Origin of the sequence: Pseudomonas sp. NPDC087029 (assembly GCF_044745345.1) — a bacterium.
GTDB classification, from domain to species: domain Bacteria; phylum Pseudomonadota; class Gammaproteobacteria; order Pseudomonadales; family Pseudomonadaceae; genus Aquipseudomonas; species Aquipseudomonas faucium.
This window is the reverse complement of the sequence record NZ_JBIVAB010000003.1, coordinates 381,904-401,869: the sequence shown is the minus strand read 5'-3', so window position 1 is coordinate 401,869 and position 19,966 is coordinate 381,904. Positions and strand designations below refer to the sequence as shown.

The following is a 19,966-nucleotide window of genomic DNA, read 5'->3' as shown; positions in this document are numbered from 1 at the left end:
CCATGCCGACCTTCCGTTACCAGGCCGTCGACCTCGCCGGCAAACCGCACAAGGCCAGCCTGCAGGCCGACAGCGAACGCCATGCGCGCCAGCTGCTGCGCGAGCAGGGGTTGTTCGCGCGCCAGTTGCAGCGCGTCGAGGCCGGCAGCCGCCAGCCCCGTCGGCAACGCCTGAGCCGCGCCCAGCTGTGCGAGCTGACCCGCCAGCTCGCTACCCTTACCGCCGCCGGCATCCCCTTGGTCGATGCCCTGGCCACCCTCGAGCGCCAGTTGCGCCAGCCCGCCCTGCACGGGGTGCTGGTGGCCTTGCGCGGCTCGCTGGCCGAGGGCCTGGGCCTGGCCCGCAGCCTGGCCCGCCAGGGCGCGCCGTTCACCGGCCTGTACTGCGCGCTGGTCGAGGCGGGCGAGCGCTCCGGGCGCCTGGCCCAGGTGCTGACGCGGCTGGCCGACCACCTTGAGCAGGTGCAGCGCCAGCAGCACAAGGCGCGCACGGCCTTGATCTACCCCAGCGTGCTGATGGGCGTGTCGCTGGCGGTGGTGATCGGCCTGATGACCTTCGTCGTGCCCAAGCTCACCGAACAGTTCGCCCATGCCGGGCAGAGCCTGCCCCTGGTCACCACGCTGCTGATCGGCCTGAGCCAGGGCCTGGTGCAGGCCGGGCCGTGGTTGCTGGGGCTGGCCATGCTGCTGACGCTGCTCGCCGGTTGGCTGCTGCGCAAGCCGCACTGGTGCCTGCGCCGCGACGACCTGCTGCTGCGCCTGCCGCGTATCGGCGCCCTGCTGCAGGTGCTGGAGAGTGCCCGCCTGGCGCGCAGCCTGGCGATCCTCAGCAGCAGCGGCGTGGCCCTGCTCGAAGCTTTGCAGGTGGCCAGCGAAACCGTTGGCAACCAGCGCATTCGCCTGGCCATGGCGCAGGTGCGCCAGCAGGTGCAGGGCGGCACCAGCCTGCACCGGGCGCTGGACGCCAGCCGGCAGTTTCCGCCGCTGCTGGTGAACATGGTCGCCAGCGGCGAGGCCAGCGGGACCCTGGCCGACATGCTCGAACGCGTGGCCGACGACCAGGAACGCGGCTTTGCCCGCCAGGTGGACACCGCCATGGCGCTTTTCGAACCCCTGATGATCCTGGTGATGGGCGCCGTGGTGCTGTTCATCGTGCTGGCGGTGCTGCTGCCGATCATGCAACTCAACCAGGGCCTGCAACTGTAGCCGACAAGGAGTTTTCACATGCAGCATCGACGCAACCGCCAGCGTGGTTTCACGCTCATGGAAATCATGGTGGTGATCTTCATCATCGGCCTGCTGATCGCAGTGGTCGCCCCCAGTGTGCTCGGCAACCAGGACAAGGCCATGCGGCAGAAGGTGATGGCCGACCTGGCCACGCTGGAGCAGGCCCTGGACATGTACCGCCTGGACAACCTGCGCTTTCCCAGCAACGAACAAGGCCTGGCGGCGCTGGTGAAAAAGCCCGCCCAGGAGCCGATCCCCCGCGCCTGGCGCAGCGACGGCTACATTCGTCGCCTGCCGGAGGACCCCTGGGGCACCCCGTACCAGTACCGCATGCCGGGCGAGCACGGCCGGGTCGATGTGTATTCGCTGGGCGCCGACGGCGTGCCGGGCGGCGAAGGCCAGGATGCCGACCTGGGCAACTGGGCGCTGTGAGCGGTGCGCGGGCAGCGTGGCTTCAGCCTGATCGAACTGCTGGTGGTGCTGGCCATCGCCGGGCTCATGACCGGGCTTGCGGTGGCCTCGCTCGGGGGCGCGGCGGCCAGTGCCGACCAGGCGCTGCAGCGCCTGGCCGTGGAGGTGCGCGAGCAAGGTGCGCTGGCCCGCCATGCGGGGCAGTTGCGCGGCTTGCGCTGGAACGGCCAGCGCCCGGAATTCGTGCGCCGTGAGGGCGATGCCTGGGTGGCCGAGCCGGCCCGCCTGGGCGACTGGCCCAAGGGCTTGCGCCCGGACTGGCCGGCCAGCCCGCAGCCGCGGATGCTGTTCACCCCGCACGGCTGGGCGCAGCCGGGCGTGGTGCGCTGGTACTGGGCCGAGGGCAGCCAGCGCTGGGCCTGGGGCCGTGATGGGCAGTTGCAGGTGGCGATGTCGCCATGAAGCGCCGAGAGCAAGGCTTCACCCTGCTGGAAGTGACCGTGGCCCTGGCCATTGCCGCCGTGCTGGCGGTCATCACCAGCCAGGTGCTGCGCCAGCGCCTGGCCGTGCAGTACAGCGTGCAGCAGCACCGCCTTGGCGTGCTGTGTGCACGCGAGCTGCAGGCGCGCTTTGCCGTCGAGCAGTACTGGCCGGCCAGCAACCAGGTGGCCGGCGAGCTGAGCCAGGGCGGGCAGGCATGCCATTGGCAACTGCAGCTGCGCCGCACGGGCGTGCGCGACTTGCGTCGCGGCGATTTACAACTGTTCGCCGACCGCGACCAGCGCCTGCCGTTGGGCCAGTACACCGTCTTCCTGGAGCGCCCATGAAGCCTGGCCAACGGCAAGCGGGGCTGACGCTGATCGAGCTGCTGGTGGCGCTGGCCCTGACCGCCGTGCTCGGCGTCATGCTCGCCGCCCTGGTCAACGGCTGGCTCAAGGTGCGCGAACGGCTGCAGGCCAACCAGCAGGAGGCCAGCGTGCTGGACTTCTGCCTGGCGCTGGAGCGCCGCTTCGACAGCCCGGTGCTCAGGCAGCTGTATGAGCAGCGCCTGCCCTTGGCCACCCGCTGGCTGGACTGGCAGGCCGACCGCCAGCAGCTGTTGTGGGTGGCCGCAGCGGCGGTGCCGGAGGCCGAAGGTGGCTCGCGCCTGCAACGCCAGCGCTTGCGTTTCGATGCCCGTGACCAGCGCCTGCTGCTGGAAAGCTCGGCAGACCTGTACGCCGCCGGCGAGCCGCAGTGGCTGCTGCGCGAGCAACTGCCACGGGTGAATGCCATGACCGTGCTGTACCACCAGGGCGGCCGCTGGCTGCCCTGGCCTTCCGATCAACCCGCGCACCCTGGCCGTGGCGTGCGCCTTGAATTGCAGCGAGACGGAGCCGCTTATGTCTGCACCTTCGTGCTCCCCTGGGGGCGCTCATGAAGCTTGAGTGGCGCCGACGCGGGTCGGCCAAACCCTGGTTGCTGCTGCGCCCGGGGGCGACGTGGAGCTGGCTGCTGGTCGAAGCCGATGGGCTGCAGCGCGAAGGGCAGGGCAGGCCCCCCGAGCACCCCGAAGCGCGGGTGGCGTTGATCTTGCCGGGCGATGCCTGCAGCCAGTTCCAGTTGCCGGCACCGCCAGGGCTCAAGCGTGATGAATGGCCGATGCTGCTGGAAGACCGCTTGCTGCAGGCGCCCGACGAGGTGCTGTGCGCCTGCCTTGCGCGCCAGGCGGGGCAATTGCATTTGTTGGCAGTGGCCCGCGAGCACCTGGAAAACTGGCGCGCCCAATGCGCGCAATGGGGGCTTGCGGTGGAGCGCTGCTGGGCCGAGTTTCAGCTGTTGCCCACCCCTGAGCCGGGCACGGCCTGGCACTGGCAGCGGGCGACGGGCATGCACCTGTACAGCGGCGTGAGCGAGGCGGGCCAGGTGCATTGGCTGGCCTGGCCAGAGGTGCTTGGCGAAGCGCCGCGCCAGCCGTGGGCGAGCTTGAGCGCTGTGCCAATGAGCGGTGACTGGCCAGGCACGCTGGCGCGGTTGGAGCACCTGCCCAGCCTGTTCGAACGGCCTCGCCAGGTGCGCGCCATGCCAGCGCTGTCTCGGCCACAGCAACGGCTGATTGCGGCTTGCCTGCTGCTCGGCGTGGTCTGGGGTGGCCTGTGGGCCAGTCAGCAGTGGCGGCAGGTGCAGGCCTGGCGTGCCCAGGTGCTTCAGGTGACGGGTGAACAGCCCAGCCCACGTCACGCGGCGCAAGCGCTCAAGCGCCTGCGCGAAGGTGAATTGCAGCAGCAGTTGCGCACGCGCCAGCTCGAAGACCTGCAGGCCCGCCTGCACGCCTGGCTGCAGGATCACCCGGGCTGGCGCCTGCAGGCGGTGCGCTTCGATGGCCAGCGCTGGCAGCTGAACATGCAGGGTGAAGGCGATGCGCCGCCGTGGCAGGAAATGGCCAGTGCGGTGGGGGCCAGTGTGCACGTGCAAGGTGCTGGCCAGGTGGTCTTCGACTTGGGGGCGGCGGCATGAGCGGGCAATGGATTCAACGTCATCGTCTGCGCTTGGCCTGGGGGCTGATTGGCGTATTGCTGGCCGTACTCGCGCTGCGTGAGGGCTTGGCGCAATGGCAGGCATTGAGCCAGTGGCGCGCCCTGGCGCAGCAGGCCGGGGCATTGCAGGCGGGCCCTGCGCTGAGCCTGGAACGGCTGCGCCAGTCTGCCCAGGCGCGGCAAATCGAGCTTGCCGACGTCCAGGCGCAAGGCAAGCAGTGGCAACTGCGCGGCCAGGTGGCCGATGAGCGGGTGCTGCAGCACTGGTTGCAGGCCATTCAGGCCGAGGGCGCCCGGCCGCTGCAATGGGCGCTGGAGCGAGACGGCAAGGCCCTGCGGTTCGACCTGGTGGTACAACCGTGAGCCGCTGGGGGCTGCTTTGGGCCGGGCTGGTGTTCGGCGCGGCGTTGCTGGTGGAGTTGCCGGCCAGTTGGGTGGCGCGTGGCCTGGGGCTGCCCGGGCAAGCGGTCAGCGGCAGCCTGTGGCACGGCCAGGCAGCGCAGCTCGGGCCGGTCGGGCCGGTGCGCTGGGCGGTGCAACCCTGGCGCTTGCAGGCCAATGTGCAACTGGGGTTCCAGGGCCAGGGCTGGCAACTGCTGGCCGAGGGCTGGCCATGGCATTGGCGGATCGAGGTGGCAGCCCTGGGCGCACAGGCCACGGCGCCGTCCGAGTATCGAATGGCGGGGCAGTGGCAGGGCGTACTGCGAGCACAAGGGGCGTGGCGCCAGTGCCGTGCCGGCCAAGGCCGGCTGACGGTCACCGACCTTGCCTTGAGTGAGCCCTGGTCAATGGGCCTGGGCCAGGGTTGGCTGGACATGACCTGTGCCAGCGGCTGGCAGCTGCGGGGGCAGTTGGCCGAGCAGGGCCAGCATCGGTTGGCGCTGGAGGCCGACCTGCTGGCCCGCCGGGCGCGGGCGAGCTTCGAACTGCAAGCGGACGCCGCGCTGATCCCGCTGCTGCGCGGTGCCCAGTGGCTGGGGCCGCAGGCTCTGACAGGGCAACGGGACCTGCGCTGGTAAGGCGCTCAGGCTTCAGTCCGGCTTGCCTTGTACGCCCGAAACCCACTGCTCGTTGCGGCTGTGCCCGCTGGTACGCAGCAAGCCGAGGTCCAGTGCGTTCTCGCCATCCGCGGCGCCTTTGCCTTTGCTGATCTGGGCAATGGCGGTGCCCAGGTCCACCGGCGAGTTGGAGGCATCGATCGACACGTCGCGGCGGTAGTCATTGCCGCTCAGGGTTTGCTGGGTGACTGCGTTGGCGTTGAGCACGACGCTGCCTTTGGCCGACTGCAGCTTCGCGCCCACCAGTTGGGCGTTACCGCCCACATTCAGGTCAATGCCTTCGCTGCCTTTGAGCGCCGTTTGCTGGGCCACGGTGTCGCGCTGGACGTGCGACACCTCCAGGTTGAAGGTTGGCGAGAAGCCGGGGTCGGCCTTGCTCAAGGCGGAGCCTGCCTTTTCACTGACCTTGCCGCCCAGTGGCCCGGCCATGGAGCTGGCCGCGTTGACGTAGCCCTGGGGGTTTTTCTCCTGGCTCAGGCGGGCGTCCGCCTTGACGCTCAGGGTATCGACGCGGTCCTTGCGGCTGGCGAGCTGCAGGTCGCCGTCGATTGCGCCCTGGATGCGCCCGGCTTCCAGGCTCACGCCTTCGATGCGGGTATCGCCGCGGCTGTTCAGGCCGATGTGGTCGGCGCGCAGGGTGCCGGGGTTCCAGGTGAGGTTGTCGCGCTTGTCCAGATTCACCTGCGCCCGGCCGTGCAGGCCGCGGGTGTCAGTGGCGCCCTTGGCCTGGTTGAAGCCGGCGCCGGCGGTGATGTCGAGGTTGTCGCGGCGTTCGAGGTTGGACGAGGCTTCGATCAGCACGCCGCCGTTGGCGGCATCGATGTCGATCTGCTGGGCCGAGGCTTGCAGGCCTTCGAGGTGCACGGCTATGTCCTCGCGGGCCTGGCTGGCGAGGGTCAGCTTGCCCGCGCTGTGGACCTGGGCATCGACCGCCTGGCGGGCGTCCTCGTTCTGCTTGCCGTGGTTGAAGTGGCCGCCGATGGCGCCGCCCTGGGTGCTGCCGGTCTTCACCGCCAGCTCCAGGCCGCCGCCCAGGTTGGTGCCGCTGGCTTGCTGGGTATCGCTGGCCAACTTGACCTGCACGCGGCCGCCACTTTGCACCAGGATATCGCCCACCTTGGCCTCGCGGCTGCCGATGCGCGTGCCTTCGAGCAGCAGGTCGCCGGCGCTGCTCAGGCGCACTTCACCCTTGGCATCGACCTGCGCCACCTGGGCCTTGGTCTGGCTGGCCTGGCGCTGGGCGTGGTCGAGGTAGCCGCGGGCGTCGACGCCGGTGCTGCCGGGCCGGTTGCCGAGCTTGGCCCAGGCGTTGCCGTCGAGCTGGCGCGAGAACTGCTGGGCGTGGTCGGTCGCCTGCAGCAGCGACAGCGTGCCGGCACTGTGGATGGCCACCTCGCCGTCACCACCGTCCATGCGTGTGCCTTCGTAGCGGCCATCGCTGCCCAGCTGCACCTGGATGCCCTGCTGCCCATACAGGCTGCCGGGCACGGCGGTGCTGGCGATGTCCTGCTGGTCCAGGGAGCCGCCCTTGCCGGACGCCCGCACGTTGATGTCCTTGCCGGAGCTGGTGTCCACGCGCAGGTCGCCGCCATAGGCCAGGCGCTCCAGGGTGCTCTGCTCGGTGTTTGCGGCGGCGCGCTGGAGGTGTTGCTGGGCATCGATCTGCAGCGCGCCGGCGTTGGCGCGCCAGGCGGTGCCATGGTCATCGATGGTGTGCGCCTTCACCTCGACCTCGGCGCCCGCCAGCTCGCTGACCTGGGCAAAGCCGCGGCGCTGGTTTTCCAGGCGCTTGATGTGGTCGATGGTCATGTCGGCGCCGACGCTGGGGGCGACCATGGCATCCTCGGGCGAGGCCTGCTGGAAGCGCGCGGCTTCCTCGCCCAGCACCAGCCGCTCGATCGGGCGGGTCAGGTCGCGGTACTCCAGGCTGGCGCCGAGGCTGGCCGACCATTCGTTGCGGTGTTCTTCGCGTTCATGAATATCTTCCACGGCCCGGTTCTCGATGCGCTCGGCGTTTATCTTGAGGGTCTTGCCAGCGTTCACCCGGGCGCCTTCGGTGACCAGATGCTCGGTGTCGAGTTTCAGGTCGCCGCTGGCCTGCAGTTCACTGCGTTGTACTTGGCTGTCGCGCTCGGTGATCGTCTCGACCTGGTGATGGCCCTCGAACAGGCTGCCCAGCCGATCGATGCCGGCGGTTACCGTCAGGCCGCCACCGCTGCGGCGGGTTTCTGTGCTCGACTCGCGCTCGTCGCGGGTTGCGCCGAGGGTCACCTTACTGGCCTTCACGTCCAGATCGCCCGCGGTGGCGTGCACTTTGGAGCCATTGACCTGCAGGTGCCCACCGCTGTTGAGGCCAACCGTTGCGCCTTTGAGCTCGCTGGCGACCTGCGACGTTTGGCGTTGCTTGCCGGTGCTGGTGACCACGTCGTAGCCCACGCCGGCGCTGTACTGGCGGGAGGCGGGCTTGCCATCCTCGGCGTTCTGGGTCTGTTTGGCGCTGGCAGTGAAGCCGCGCTGCTGGCTGCGGCTGTCGCTTTCGCTGAGCGACTGGGCGCTGTCGATCAGCACGTCGCCCTTGGCATCGACCTGCAGGTGCCCGCCAGCCTCGACCTTGGCCCCGCGGATGCGCATTTCTTCGGCGCTGGCCAGGCGCAGGTTGCTGGCCGAGCTTACGTCGCTGACCAGCACCTGCTGGTTGCGGTCGGTACGTTCATGGTCCTTGCCGATCAGGCCGAACAGCTTGCTGCTGCTGTCGCGTTGGGTGGAAGTGGTGCTGCCATGGTCGGCCTCGATCGCCAGGGCGCCTTTTTCGCTGTAGAGCACCGAGTCCTTTTTGCCATGCACGGTGCTGCCCTTGATGCTCACCTGGTCGGCGGTCATGGCCAGCTTGCTGTCGGCGCTGACGCTGCTGCCGACCAGATGCTGGCCCTGGGTTTCATCCGCTTTGCGGTCGCCGAAGAACAGGCCCGAGACCAGGTCGCCCTGGTAGTTGCGGTGGGAGCTCTGTTCCTGCAGGGCGCTGGTGCCGATGTCGACGTGCTTGGCGTTGATGTCCAGGTCGCCGCGGCTGTGCAGCTTGCTGCCTTGCACGGTGAGGGTATCGCCGGCCTTGACCGTCATGCGCTCGGCCTGCAGCGAGCTGCCCTGCGGCGACTCCTTGTAGCGGGAGGTGTCCGTGTTGCCACGCCACAAGTCCTTGCGGTGGCGTATCTGCTCTTCGACTCGCTGGCTGCTCTTGCCGGCGATGATGTCCAGGTTGGCGCCGCTGTCGAGGCTCAGCTCGCCGCCCGCCTGCACGTCGGCGGCCACCAGGCGCATGTCGGCGCCGGACTGCAACGCAATGTCCTGGCTGGCTTGCAACTGCGTGCCGCGCAGGTGGTGGTCGGTGGTGGTGCGTTCGCGGGCGTAGGTTTCGCGGGTGATGAAGAGGAATTTCTTTTTCCAGTTCTCCTGCTCGCGGGCGATGCGCTGGCGGCTGTCGGCGTCCAGGGTGAGCTGCTTGCCGGCCTTGATCTCGATGCGTTCGGCCTTGCCGTCGACGGCGCGCAAGGTCAGGTCGTCGGCGGCGGTGAGGCGCAGGGTGCCGCGCTCGGTGGTCAGCTCGCCCGGTTGCTCGACCTTGCCGTGGACCTGCAGCGCGCCGGCCGATTGCACGGTGATGCCTTGCTCGGCCTTGATCTGCACCGGCCCCACGCGTACCCCGGCACCTTCAGCGGTGCTGACCACGCGAATGCGGCCGGCGCGCATGGCGCCGAACAGGTTGGCGTCGATGCTCCCCGGGGTGCCGGGCAGGTGCTCGATGACCTGCCCATCTTCACGGCCGATGCGGTTGCGACCCACGGTCACGTCGAGGTCACCCTTGGCCATCAGCAGGCCTTGGCTGTCGAGCTTGGGGGCGATCAGCTCCAGTGCGCCCTCGGCATTGCGCTGGCCGTTGGCGAGCACTTGCAGGGTGCCGCTGGCATTGAGGGTGTTGAAGTGCTTCAGCTGCTCCTCGTGCAGCTCCGGGGTGCCGACCACGAACCCGGCGCGGGTGGTGTTGATGAAGCTGCCGCCGTTGAGGGTGATGCCGTTGGGGTTGGCCAGGATGTAGTCGGCCGGGCGGCCGAAGATTTCCTGTGGGCCTTCGATCAGGGAGGTGTTGCGGCTGACCACCTCGTTGAGGATGGTCGAGGCGGCCTGGCCCTGGAACTGCGGGTTGGCAGCCAGTGCCCCGGCCAGTTGCGATTGCCCGGCCTGGGTGGCGTTGTTCAGCACCACGCCGGGGTGGCCGACGTTGTAGTCGAGAAACTGGTTGTGTGAGAGGCCGCTGGTGTTGGGCGCGACGATGTCGATCACCGGCACCCCGTGGTCATTGCTGATCACCGGCGTACCTCCAGGGCCGGCGGCGGCCTCCAGGCCGCCTTGCGCCAGCGCAGGGGCCGAGCCGAGCACGGCGAGGAAGATGGCCCAACGCAAGGTGTCGGGGCGGATAGACGGTATTGGCGAGAGTGTCTGCATGGTCTCGTTCTCTTTTTGTTGTGGGTGAATCAGATGGACAGGGCCCACTCCAGCACCCAGAAGCCGGGCTCCAGGGACTGGCGAGGGCGGTTGCTGGCCTGCACGGCCCGTTGGTAGTCCAGGCGCAGGCGGTTGTGCGGGAAGCTCAGCTCGATGCCGGCCGCCATGCCGGTCAGGCGCTGCGCGGGCAGGTTGCGGTTCAGGCGCACCCAGCCGCGGTCCACGCCCAGGTAGGGGCGGACCTGCAAGGGGTGGGTCCAGGCTGGCGGCAGTGGCTGGCTGAAGGTGTTGCGCCAGACGCCGGCGCTGGCACCGCTGTAGGTGTGCTGGCGAAAGCCGCGCACGGCCGAGTCGTCGCTGACCAGCAGCTGCTCGACGGCGGGCAGGTCGTCGGCGCTGTACTGCACGGCCAGCTCGCTCTGCCAGCGCCACGGCCACTGTGGCGGGCCTTGGCGCAGGTGCAGGAGGTTGGCGCGGTACTTGCGAAAGTCTGGCCGCGGCGCGCTTGCGTATTGGCTTGGGCGGTCGGCGCCGAACCAGTCGGTGCCCTGGGCGACACCGAGGTAGCCATTCCACAGCCCGGCCTCGAGCCAGAGGAAGTTGAGGCCGGCCTCCACGGTGCTCAGGGTAGGGCTCTGGACGGCCACCACGGCGCCGTTGGTGCGGTTGATGAGCTGCTTGCGGTCGAGCCGGGCGCTGGCGCTGAGCATGCCGTGCTGGTTGCGCCACAGCAGGCGCTCGGCGCTCACGCCCTGGTAGCTGCTGTTGCCGCTGCTGTGGTGCCGGCCCTCGGGGATCGGCGCGTCGTAGCGCAGTTGGCTGGCATTGAGGGTGAAGTTCCAGGGGCCGTAGGGGATGTTGTAGTAGAGCGTGATGCCCTGGCTGCGGCCGGGGGCGTCGAGCACGGTCGAGGCCAGCGTCAGGCGCAGGTCGCCGTTGTCGCCGAACGGGCTGTCGATACCCAGGCCCAGGGCCATGCGGTGGCGGCCGGTCAGTGCGCTGCCGCGGTTGTCGAGGCGGCTGTCGAGGTGCCAGCGCGGGGCCAACTGCTGGCCCTGCAGCAGCACGCGGGTGCCGCCTTGCAGTTCGCCGGGCAGCAGGTCGGCGCTCAGCTCGAAGGCGCGCAGGCGGTTCAGTTGGTCCAGCCCTTGTTCGAGCTGCGGCAGGTAGAGGGGTTGGCCAAGCAGGTCGGGGAATGCGCCTTGCAGCGAAAGAGGCAGGTCGGTGCCGAGCTCGATCGACTCCACGAAGCCTTCGAGGATGACGATATCCAGCGGTGCGCCTGCCTGGGGCGTGTGGCGCAGGTAGGGGCGGCTGGCCGGGTAGCCGGCTTGCACGTAGCGCTGGGTGATGGCTTTCAATAGGTGGTTGATGTCGCTGACGCCCATGCACGGACGCACCAGGTCGGCGACGCTGGGTGCCAGCGCCTGGGTGGACAAGCGCTGGTTGCCCGCCAGGCGCACGCCGGTGACTGCCACGCAGGGGCTGTTTTCGGATGGGGTGGTGGCAGGGCCGCTGTCAGGGCTGGGCGGCGGCGGGCGTTGCCAACGTTGCAGCCGCTGTTGTTGCTCGAGCTGGCGCTGCATCTGCTGCTGGTCGCGCAGTTGCTGGCTGGCAGGGTCGTCGGCCAGCGCCACTGGCAGGGCCAGGCAGCCGGCGAAGCAGCAGGCGGCGATGTGGCGCGATGGAAACAGCATGGAAGCACCCCGCAAATGGCGTACGGATCACGTACTTGTTTGCGTGGATGCTAAGAATTTGCGCATCCGCCTGGATGCAGTCTCGTGCCTAGGCGGGCGTAGGACGGGAGTGGAACTGAAGTGAGAAAGCTCCTACAGCTTCAGTTGCAACGACGGATTGTCAGGGCCGGATCTCGATCATCGTCCCATCCCGTACCAGTTCCCACACTTCCTGCATGTCGCGGTTGCGCATGGCGATGCAGCCGTCGGTCCAGTCGAGAGTGTGGAAGTACCACTCCGGGTAATTGTCGTTGATCGGGGTGCCGTGGATCATGATCATGCTGCCGGCGCTCACCCCTTCACGGCTGGCGCGTGCGGCGTCGGTGACGTTCGGGTAGGTGATGTGCATGGCCAGGTTGAAGCGGTCGCTTTCCTTGCGCCAGTCGAGCCAGTACAAGCCTTCGGGGGTTTTCTTGTCGCCCTCGCGCTCCTTGGCGCCCTTGGGTTGCTTGCCCAGCGAAATGCGGTAGGTCTTCAGCGGCTCGCCACGGCTGATCAGCTGCAGGCGCCGCTCGGACTTGATCACCAGCACCTTGTCGATCAGCGGCTGCATGGCGGCCTGCGATTGCGACTGCTGCGGCACGGGCGGTTGCGGCTTGCGGATGATGGTCTCGGTGAAGGCCGCCTGGGACACCGAGGTAACGCAAAGGCAGAAGAGGGCAAGCAACCAGCGCATGAAACGGTATCCCTGAAGGCATTAAGTGATGGGCGCGACGATCATCGGTGGCAGGTACTCATGGCCTACGGGGTAGTGCTGCCCGATGCGGTCGCGATAATAGCATTCTAGTGTGCGTGTGACGGTGCGGAAAGCCAGTTGGTCCCAGGGGATCTCGTGCTGTTCGAACAAGCGCACTTCCAGGCTTTCGACGCCGACGGCGAAGTCCAGGTCGGCCAGTTCCGCGCGGAAGAACACGTGCACCTGGTTGATGTGCGGCAGGTCGAACAGTTGATAGAGCGCCATCGCACCCACGCGCGCGCAGGCTTCCTCGACGGTTTCGCGACGGGCGGCCTGGTCGAGGGTTTCGCCGTTTTCCATGAAGCCGCCGGGCAGGGTCCAGAACCCCCGGCGCGGCTCGATGGCGCGGCGGCACAGCAACACCTGGCTGCCCCAGGTCGGCAGCACGCCGGCGACGATATTGGGGTTCTGGTAGTGGATGGTCTGGCAATGCTCGCAGACGTACCGCAGGCGGCTGTCGCCCTCGGGGATCCGCTGAATGACTGGCTGGCCGCACGCGCTGCAAAATTTCATGCTGTCTCCCTTTGCTTGCGGTTATCTTGGCGCGCCAGGCAGCATTGCCGCAAGCGCGCGGGGCTTGGGTGCTGCGTGGCTTTTGGTGCATCATGCTGGGCAGGCCTTGGAAACGAGAGTGCGCAATGCTGGACGAGCTACTTCGCCGAATGAGCAACCACCAACCGGCTTCGCTGGAAACCGACCGACGGTTCCCCGAGGCGGCGGTCCTTTTGCCCATTACCCGCAGCGAAGCGCCCGAACTGGTCCTCACCTTGCGCGCCAAGGGCCTCTCCACCCACGGCGGCGAAGTGGCCTTCCCCGGGGGCCGACGCGACCCGGAAGACCCTGACCTGGTGTTCACCGCCCTGCGCGAGGCCGAGGAAGAAATCGGCCTGCCCCCTGGCCTGGTGGAAGTGATCGGCCCATTGAGCCCGCTGATTTCCCTGCATGGCCTGAAGGTGACGCCATTCGTCGGGCTGATTCCCGATTTCGTCGAGTACCACGCCAATGATGCGGAGATCGCGGCAGTATTCACCGTGCCGCTGGAATTCTTCCGCCAGGACCCGCGTGACCACACCCACCGTATCGATTACCAGGGCCGCAGTTGGTACGTGCCCAGCTATCGCTATGGCGAATACAAGATCTGGGGGCTGTCGGCGATCATGATCGTCGAGCTGGTGAACCTGCTGTTCGATGCCGGCATCAGCCTGCACCAGCCTCCCGAACGCTATATAGAAATCTGAGCGGGGCGCACCCCGCCGCCGTTGCCACCCTGAGGAGCGAACATGAAATACCGCCTGGGCGACCTGCGGGTCGAAAGCCATCCCACCAGCTGGGCCGCACCCAACGCCACGCTGATCGGCCGCGTGCGCCTGCAGGCCCGCGCCAGCGTGTGGTTCGGCGCGGTGCTGCGCGGTGACAACGAGCTGATCGACATCGGCGAGGACAGCAACGTGCAAGATGGCAGCGTGATGCACACCGACATGGGCTCGCCGCTGACCCTGGGCAAGGGCGTGACCGTTGGCCACAACGCCATGCTGCATGGCTGCAGCGTCGGCGACTACAGCCTGGTCGGCATCAATGCGGTGATCCTCAACGGTGCGCGCATCGGCAAGCACTGCATCATCGGCGCCAACGCGCTGATCCCCGAAGGCAAGGAAATCCCTGACGGTTCGCTGGTGATGGGCTCGCCGGGCAAGGTGGTGCGCGAGCTGAACGAGCAGCAGAAGCGCATGCTCGAGGCCAGCGCAGAGCACTACGTGCACAATGCCCAGCGCTATGCGCGGGACCTGGTGGCTGACGATGAGTGAGGCGGTTGCCGTCGAACGGCCGGTGGCGTCGCCTTGCGTGAGCATCTGTGCGCTGGATGAGCAGGATGTGTGCACCGGCTGCCAGCGCACCGTGGCCGAGATCGGCCGCTGGGGGCGGATGGACAACAGCGAGCGCCGGGCGGTGCTGAAGCTGTGCCATGAGCGGGCGGTGGCGGCGGGGTTGGTCCTGTAGGAGCGGCCTTGTGTCGCGAAAGGGCTGCGAAGCGGCCCCAGGGTTGTGTGCAGCGATATAGAAACTTGGGGCTGCTTCGCAGCCCTTTCGTGACACAAGGCCGCTCCTACAACGAGGCGCTGCCATTGACTCGAAAATCAAGTAATCTGTGCGGCTTGCCCGACGGTCACATGCCCCATGTTCTATCTCATCGCCTATATCAGCAGCGTAGTGCTGATCAACTACGCCTTCTCCAGCGCCCCGCACCTGGACGTGATCTGGTCCGCCTGGGGCGGCCTGGTGTTCATCCTGCGCGACATGGTGCAGACCCGCTTCGGCCACGGCGCGCTGATCGCCATGCTGCTGGCCCTGGTGCTGTCCTACGTCACCTCCGAGCCTGCCATCGCCCTGGCCAGCGCCACGGCGTTCTTCATCTCCGAGCTGATCGACTGGCTGGTGTTCAGCATCACCCGCAGGCCCCTGCGCGACCGCCTGTGGCTGAGCTCGGCGCTGAGCATCCCGGTCGACACCTTCATCTTCTTCGGCATGATTGGCGCCCTGACCCCGGCCGTGATCGGCACCGCCATGGCCTCGAAATTCGCCGGCGTGACCGCGGTGTGGCTGGCCATGGCATTTCGCGCGCGGCGGGCCGCCGTCACCGGTTGATGGTGTAGAATACCGGTCCTTTTTCAGCGGGCTGCGCCAAGCCTGGTGCGGCCCCGGACGCCTTCGAGGACCTGAAATGACCCGTATCGGAACCCCATTGTCGCCTACCGCGACCCGAGTACTGCTCTGCGGCTGCGGCGAGCTGGGCAAGGAAGTGGTGATCGAGCTGCAGCGCCTGGGCGTCGAAGTGATCGCCGTGGACCGCTACGCCAATGCCCCGGCGATGCAGGTTGCGCACCGCAGCCACGTGGTCAACATGCTCGATGGCGTGGCCCTGCGCGCGGTGATCGAAGCTGAAAAACCCCATTACATCGTCCCCGAGATCGAAGCCATCGCCACCGCCACCCTGGTGGAGCTGGAGAACGAAGGCTTCAACGTGGTGCCGACCGCCCGCGCCACCCAGCTCACCATGAACCGCGAAGGCATCCGCCGCCTGGCTGCCGAAGAGCTCGACCTGCCGACCTCGCCCTACCACTTTGCCGACACTTTCGAGGACTACGCCAAGGCTGTGGCCGACGTCGGCTACCCGTGCGTGGTCAAGCCGGTGATGAGCTCGTCGGGCAAGGGCCAGAGCCTGCTGCGCAGCGATGCCGACCTGCACAAATCCTGGGACTACGCCCAGGAAGGCGGCCGTGCCGGCAAGGGCCGGGTGATCGTCGAGGGCTTCATCGACTTCGAATACGAAATCACCCTGCTGACCGTGCGCCACGTCGGCGGCACCACATTCCTGGAGCCGGTCGGCCATCGCCAGGAGAAGGGCGACTATCAGGAATCCTGGCAGCCCCAGGCCATGAGCGCGAAAGCGTTGGCCGAGTCGCAGCGAGTGGCCAAGGCGGTCACCGATGCGCTGGGCGGGCGTGGCCTGTTCGGCGTGGAGCTGTTCGTCAAGGGCGACCAGGTATGGTTCAGCGAAGTGTCGCCACGCCCGCATGACACAGGCCTGGTCACTTTGATTTCCCAGGACCTGTCGCAGTTCGCCCTGCATGCCCGCGCCATCCTTGGCCTGCCGATTCCGGTGGTACGCCAGTTCGGCCCGTCGGCGTCGGCGGTGATCTTGCCTGAGGGGCAGTCGCAGCAGGCCAGCTTTGCCAACCTGGGCGCGGCGCTGAGCGAGCCGGATACGGCGATTCGCTTGTTCGGCAAACCGGAAATCAATGGGCAGCGGCGGATGGGCGTGTGCCTGGCGCGTGATGAGTCGGTGGAAGCTGCGCGGGCCAAGGCGACCCGGGCTTCGCAGGCGGTCAAGGTCGAGTTCTGATCTGAAAGTGCCGGGGGCCGCTTTGCGGCCCATCGCCGGCAAGCCGGCTCCCACAAGGGTTGCGCTGATGCCTGTGGGAGCCGGCTTGCCGGCGATGGGCTGCAAGGCAGCCCCGTTCACTTACAGTTCGTTATTGCGCGTCTCTTTCAGGCACAGCACGGCAATCAAGCTGATCACCGCCGCCGCCGACACATAACCCCCCACCCAGCTCAACCCACCCATGCTCACCAGCTTCTGGGCAAAGAACGGCGCCGCCGAGGCCCCGACGATGCCGCCCAGGTTATACGCCGCCGAAGCACCGGTATAACGCACGTGCGTGGGGAACAGCTCCGGCAGCAATGCGCCCATCGGGGCAAAGGTCACCCCCATCAGGAACAGTTCGATGGCCAGGAACAGCGCCACGCCGGTGGTCGAGCCCGAGGTCAGCAGCGGCTCCATGGTAAAGCCCGAAGCCACCGCCAGCAGGCCGCCGACGATCAGCACCGGCTTGCGCCCGTAGCGGTCGCTGAGCCACGCCGACAGCGGTGTGGCCAGGGCCATGAAGACCACGGCAAAGCACAGCAGGCCGAGGAAGGTTTCGCGGCTGTAGCCCAGGGTGGTCACGCCGTAGCTCAGCGAAAACACCGTGGAAATGTAGAACAGCGCATAGCACACCACCATCGCCGCCGCGCCCAGCAGGGTTGGCATCCAGTACTTGGCGAACAGGTCCACCACCGGCATCTTCACCCGCTCGTGGCGCGCCACGGCCTTGGCGAACACCGGGCTTTCCTCGAGTTTCAGGCGCACATACAGGCCCACCAGCACCAGCGCGGCGCTGAGCAGGAACGGAATGCGCCAGCCCCAGTCGCGGAACTGCTCGTCGCTGAGCACCAGGGCCAGGGTCAGGAACAGGCCGTTGGCCGCCAGAAAACCGATCGAAGGGCCCAGCTGCGGGAACATGCCGAACCAGGCGCGCTTGCCTGCTGGCGCGTTCTCGGTGGCCAGCAACGCCGCGCCGCCCCATTCGCCTCCCAGCCCCAGGCCTTGGCCGAAACGCAGCAGGCAGAGCAGGATCGGTGCCCACACGCCGATGCTGTCATAGCCAGGCAGCACACCGATCAGGGTGGTCGACACGCCCATCAGCAGCAGCGAGGCGACCAGGGTCGACTTGCGCCCGATGCGGTCGCCGAAGTGGCCGAACAGGGCCGAGCCCAGTGGCCGGGCGAGGAAGGCGATGCCGAAGGTGAGGAAGGCCGCCAGCATCTGCGCGGTGCCTGAACCTGACGGGAAGAACACCGGGCCGATCACCAGGGCGGCGGCGGTGGCATAGACGTAGAAATCGTAGAACTCGATGGCGGTGCCGATGAAGCTGGCGGTGGCCACCCGCGCGGGCGAGTTGACCGGCGCGGCGGGCGCCTGGGCATAAGTGCTGCTGGTGGTCATTAAGTAGGTCCCTAACAGTCTGGTCGTGCTCCATGGGCTTTGCCCGCGCGTACCCAGGCAGGCACGGTGTCGCGGACGCCGGAGCGTATTGTTGTGGTCGCGCGACTGACGATAGCCCAAGGCGGGTAGGGGCGGGGGCGGGCACTGTTCGGGGTGCTGAAGCAGGACCGCGGGGCGCGTCAGTGGAGCGGACTGGCCGTGTGGCGCCGGGTGCGGGTAGCAGGCGGGACGGCGGGGCTGGGTAAGCGTGGCCCGAGTATAGCTAGCGGGTCACGGTCCACACCAGTACCTTGCTGGCGCAATTGTCCTCTGTTTCGAGGATTTCCAGGCGATAACGGCCGATCTTCAGGCAAACGGCGCTTTCCGGGATGCTTTCCAGCGCTTCGGTGACCAGCCCGTTGAGGGTTTTCGGGCCGCCGTCGCAGGGCAGGTGCCAGCCCAGGGTGCGGTTGATCTCGCGCAGCGAGGCGGTGCCTTCGATGACGAAGGTGCCGTCGGCCTGGGGGTGGACGTGGGGGTTGTCCAGGCTCTGCTCGTCCTCGAACTCGCCGACGATCTCCTCGAGGATGTCCTCCAGGGTGACGATGCCCAGCACCTCGCCGTATTCGTCCACCACCACGCCCAGGCGCCGCTGCTGCTTGTGGAAGTTCAGCAATTGCAGCTGCAGGGGCGTGCTTTCCGGGACGAAGTAGGGCTCGTAGCAGGCCCCGCGCAGCGCCTGGAGGGTCAGCTCGCCCCTGGGCAGCAGGTGGCTGATGAGCTTGGTGTTGAGGATCGCTTCGACCTGGTTGATGTCGTTGTGGTAGACCGGCAGGCGCGTGTGCCGGCTGACGATGAGCTGTTCGATGATGCGCTCGATCGGCTCGTCCAGGTTGATGCCGTCGACCTCGTTGCGCGGCACCAGGATGTCGTTGACGGTGATCTTGTCCAGCGCCTGCAGGCCGTCCAGCAAGCCGTGGCGAGGCGCTTCGGGCTCGTCGTCCTGGTCGTAGTCGTCATCTTGCTGGGGGTGCAGCGCAACCGCCGTGGGTTGCACGCGGAAGGGGCGCAACAAGAGCTTGGCGCAACCATCGAGCAGGCAGGCCAGCGGTTGCAGCAGGGCCAGGGGCGGCTTGAGCAGGCTGACGCCGAGGCTGACGAACGCTTGCGGGTTACGCCGAGCCAGGCGCCGTGGCAGGTATTCGGCAAGCACCAGCAGGGCCAGGGCCGCGCCCAGGCCGGCCGGCCAGAAGCCGTGTTCGCCGTTGTGGCGCTGGCCGATCAGGCAGGCCAGGCCCAGCACCAGCAGCTTGCCCAGGCTGGCGCACAGCACCAGGGCCTGGGCCGGCAGCGGCGGCTGGCCATCTTCGCCATTGCGCAGCGAACCGTTGAGTTGTACACGGGCGGCATCCACCGCGGTGCACAGCGCCGACCACAGCAGCGCCAGTGCCAGAGTGCCGAGTAGCGGAGCGTACGGCAGGGTGTCCATGGGCGACCGTCAGATATGCAGGATGAATTCGCGGACCAGCTTGCTGCCGAAATAGGCCAGCATCAGCAGGCAGAAACCGGCCAGGGTCCAGCGGATCGCCTTGTGGCCGCGCCAGCCCAGGCGCGTGCGGCCCCACAGCAGCACGCTGAACACCACCCAGGCCACGCAGGCCAGCAGGGTTTTATGCACCAGGTGCTGGGCGAACAGGTTGTCGAGGAACAGCCAGCCGGAAATCAGCGACAGCGACAACAGGCACCAGCCTGCCCAGAGGAAGCCGAACAGCAGGCTTTCCATGGTCTGCAGCGGCGGGAAGTTGCGGATCAGCCCGGACGGGTGCTTGTTCTTCAGCTGGCGGTCCTGCAGCAGCAGCAACAGCGACTGGAACACGGCGATGGTGAACAGCCCATAGGCCAGGATCGACAGCAGGATATGCGCGAGGATGCCGGGTTCTTCGTTGATCAGCGGCACCGTGCCGGGCGGGGCGAACTGCGCCAGCAGCGCGGTCACCGCGCCCAGCGGGAACAGTAGCACCAGCAGGTTTTCCACCGGGATGCGCAGGCACGCCAGCAGGGTCAGGGCGATGACCGCCACGGCGATCAGGCTGGCGGCACTGAAGAAATCGAGGCTCAGGCCCAACGGGGTGATGAGCTGGAAGAACAGCGCGCCGGCCTGGGCGAGCACGGCGAGGGCGCCAAGCAGGCCGAGCAGGCGTTTGTCGGCCTTGTTCGACTGGGCCAGGCGCGAACCTTGATAGACGGTCGCTGCTATATATAGGCCGGCGGCGATCAGGTTGGGGATGAGGCTGGGTGAGGAGAACATAAGTCCTGGTTGGCGAGCCTTAAAGAGACGGAGTTTGGCATAGATCGTCAGTACCAAGGAAGTCTGCTGCGGCCCTATCGCCGGCAAGCCGGCTCCCACAGGGAGGGGGCGCTGCGCTTGCAGGCGCCGGCTTGGCGGCGACAGGGCCACCGAATATCCCTCCAGGGGTCAGC

The 19,966-nt window shown here is 67.7% G+C and carries 20 protein-coding genes; 13 read left to right on the top strand and 7 right to left on the bottom strand.

Going from position 1 to position 19,966, the window contains the following annotated elements:
• The first annotated feature begins 2 nt into the window (after positions 1–2).
• The 8 genes from gspF to ACIPG5_RS07720 are packed head-to-tail and all read left to right on the top strand — an operon-like array spanning position 3 to position 5,172.
• Positions 3–1,205, top strand: a complete 1,203-nt coding sequence (gene gspF, locus ACIPG5_RS07755; RefSeq protein WP_314618831.1) for a type II secretion system inner membrane protein GspF — start codon at positions 3–5, stop codon at positions 1,203–1,205.
• Between the two features lie 18 nt (positions 1,206–1,223).
• Complete coding sequence (gspG, locus tag ACIPG5_RS07750) at positions 1,224–1,658, top strand: type II secretion system major pseudopilin GspG (protein ID WP_176514723.1); 435 nt, start codon at positions 1,224–1,226, stop codon at positions 1,656–1,658.
• Positions 1,659–1,661: 3 nt separating this feature from the next.
• Positions 1,662–2,099, top strand: a complete 438-nt coding sequence (gene gspH / locus ACIPG5_RS07745; RefSeq protein WP_176514724.1) for a type II secretion system minor pseudopilin GspH — start codon at positions 1,662–1,664, stop codon at positions 2,097–2,099.
• Positions 2,096–2,464, top strand: coding sequence for a type II secretion system protein GspI (locus ACIPG5_RS07740; RefSeq protein ID WP_401374099.1), 369 nt, complete (start codon positions 2,096–2,098; stop codon positions 2,462–2,464). Before gspH ends, ACIPG5_RS07740 begins: the two co-directional genes overlap by 4 nt.
• On the top strand, positions 2,461–3,057 hold the full coding sequence (locus tag ACIPG5_RS07735) for a prepilin-type N-terminal cleavage/methylation domain-containing protein (RefSeq protein WP_401374096.1): 597 nt from the start codon (positions 2,461–2,463) through the stop codon (positions 3,055–3,057). Before ACIPG5_RS07740 ends, ACIPG5_RS07735 begins: the two co-directional genes overlap by 4 nt.
• Positions 3,054–4,133, top strand: a complete 1,080-nt coding sequence (locus ACIPG5_RS07730) for a GspL/Epsl periplasmic domain-containing protein (protein WP_401374093.1) — start codon at positions 3,054–3,056, stop codon at positions 4,131–4,133. Before ACIPG5_RS07735 ends, ACIPG5_RS07730 begins: the two co-directional genes overlap by 4 nt.
• Positions 4,130–4,516 carry a type II secretion system protein GspM gene (gspM, locus tag ACIPG5_RS07725; RefSeq protein WP_176514733.1) on the top strand — a complete coding sequence of 129 codons (387 nt, stop codon included), beginning with the start codon at positions 4,130–4,132 and terminating at the stop codon, positions 4,514–4,516. Before ACIPG5_RS07730 ends, gspM begins: the two co-directional genes overlap by 4 nt.
• Positions 4,513–5,172, top strand: a complete 660-nt coding sequence (locus ACIPG5_RS07720) for a hypothetical protein (RefSeq protein WP_401374090.1) — start codon at positions 4,513–4,515, stop codon at positions 5,170–5,172. Before gspM ends, ACIPG5_RS07720 begins: the two co-directional genes overlap by 4 nt.
• Positions 5,173–5,184: 12 nt before the next feature.
• Here ACIPG5_RS07720 and ACIPG5_RS07715 read toward each other — a convergent pair whose 3' ends face one another.
• The 4 genes from ACIPG5_RS07715 to ACIPG5_RS07700 form a co-directional block, all read right to left on the bottom strand.
• The gene (locus tag ACIPG5_RS07715) at positions 5,185–9,711 is read right to left on the bottom strand and encodes a hemagglutinin repeat-containing protein (RefSeq protein ID WP_401374087.1); all 4,527 of its coding nucleotides are present in this window, start codon (positions 9,709–9,711) and stop codon (positions 5,185–5,187) included.
• Between the two features lie 29 nt (positions 9,712–9,740).
• A complete protein-coding gene (locus ACIPG5_RS07710) occupies positions 9,741–11,408 on the bottom strand; it encodes a ShlB/FhaC/HecB family hemolysin secretion/activation protein (RefSeq protein ID WP_401374084.1) in 1,668 nt (555 codons plus the stop codon).
• 160 nt (positions 11,409–11,568) lie between these two features.
• Positions 11,569–12,123, bottom strand: a complete 555-nt coding sequence (locus ACIPG5_RS07705; RefSeq protein ID WP_176514739.1) for a murein L,D-transpeptidase family protein — start codon at positions 12,121–12,123, stop codon at positions 11,569–11,571.
• A gap of 21 nt (positions 12,124–12,144) precedes the next feature.
• Positions 12,145–12,696, bottom strand: coding sequence for an NUDIX hydrolase (locus ACIPG5_RS07700; RefSeq protein WP_401374080.1), 552 nt, complete (start codon positions 12,694–12,696; stop codon positions 12,145–12,147).
• Between the two features lie 125 nt (positions 12,697–12,821).
• Here ACIPG5_RS07700 and ACIPG5_RS07695 point away from each other — a divergent pair, with 125 nt between their 5' ends.
• From ACIPG5_RS07695 to purT, 5 genes are all read left to right on the top strand, one after another.
• Positions 12,822–13,421 carry a CoA pyrophosphatase gene (locus tag ACIPG5_RS07695; RefSeq protein ID WP_176514741.1) on the top strand — a complete coding sequence of 200 codons (600 nt, stop codon included), beginning with the start codon at positions 12,822–12,824 and terminating at the stop codon, positions 13,419–13,421.
• 42 nt (positions 13,422–13,463) lie between these two features.
• The gene (locus ACIPG5_RS07690) at positions 13,464–13,988 is read left to right on the top strand and encodes a gamma carbonic anhydrase family protein (protein WP_401374077.1); all 525 of its coding nucleotides are present in this window, start codon (positions 13,464–13,466) and stop codon (positions 13,986–13,988) included.
• Entirely contained in the window at positions 13,981–14,181 is a 201-nt protein-coding gene (locus ACIPG5_RS07685; protein ID WP_401374074.1) for a DUF1289 domain-containing protein, read from the top strand. The genes ACIPG5_RS07690 and ACIPG5_RS07685 overlap by 8 nt, the downstream gene beginning before the upstream one ends.
• Positions 14,182–14,358: 177 nt before the next feature.
• Entirely contained in the window at positions 14,359–14,826 is a 468-nt protein-coding gene (locus ACIPG5_RS07680) for a VUT family protein (protein ID WP_176514744.1), read from the top strand.
• Positions 14,827–14,902: 76 nt separating this feature from the next.
• A complete protein-coding gene (gene purT / locus ACIPG5_RS07675; RefSeq protein ID WP_401374071.1) occupies positions 14,903–16,084 on the top strand; it encodes a formate-dependent phosphoribosylglycinamide formyltransferase in 1,182 nt (393 codons plus the stop codon).
• Between the two features lie 120 nt (positions 16,085–16,204).
• Here the strand turns inward: purT and ACIPG5_RS07670 are convergent, their stop codons facing one another.
• From ACIPG5_RS07670 to ACIPG5_RS07660, 3 genes are all read right to left on the bottom strand, one after another.
• A complete protein-coding gene (locus ACIPG5_RS07670) occupies positions 16,205–17,506 on the bottom strand; it encodes an MFS transporter (protein WP_314618860.1) in 1,302 nt (433 codons plus the stop codon).
• A 262-nt stretch (positions 17,507–17,768) separates the two neighbouring features.
• On the bottom strand, positions 17,769–18,974 hold the full coding sequence (locus tag ACIPG5_RS07665; protein WP_401374068.1) for a transporter associated domain-containing protein: 1,206 nt from the start codon (positions 18,972–18,974) through the stop codon (positions 17,769–17,771).
• Positions 18,975–18,983: 9 nt separating this feature from the next.
• Positions 18,984–19,793, bottom strand: coding sequence for an inner membrane protein YpjD (locus tag ACIPG5_RS07660; protein ID WP_176513677.1), 810 nt, complete (start codon positions 19,791–19,793; stop codon positions 18,984–18,986).
• Between the last annotated feature and the right edge of the window lie 173 nt (positions 19,794–19,966).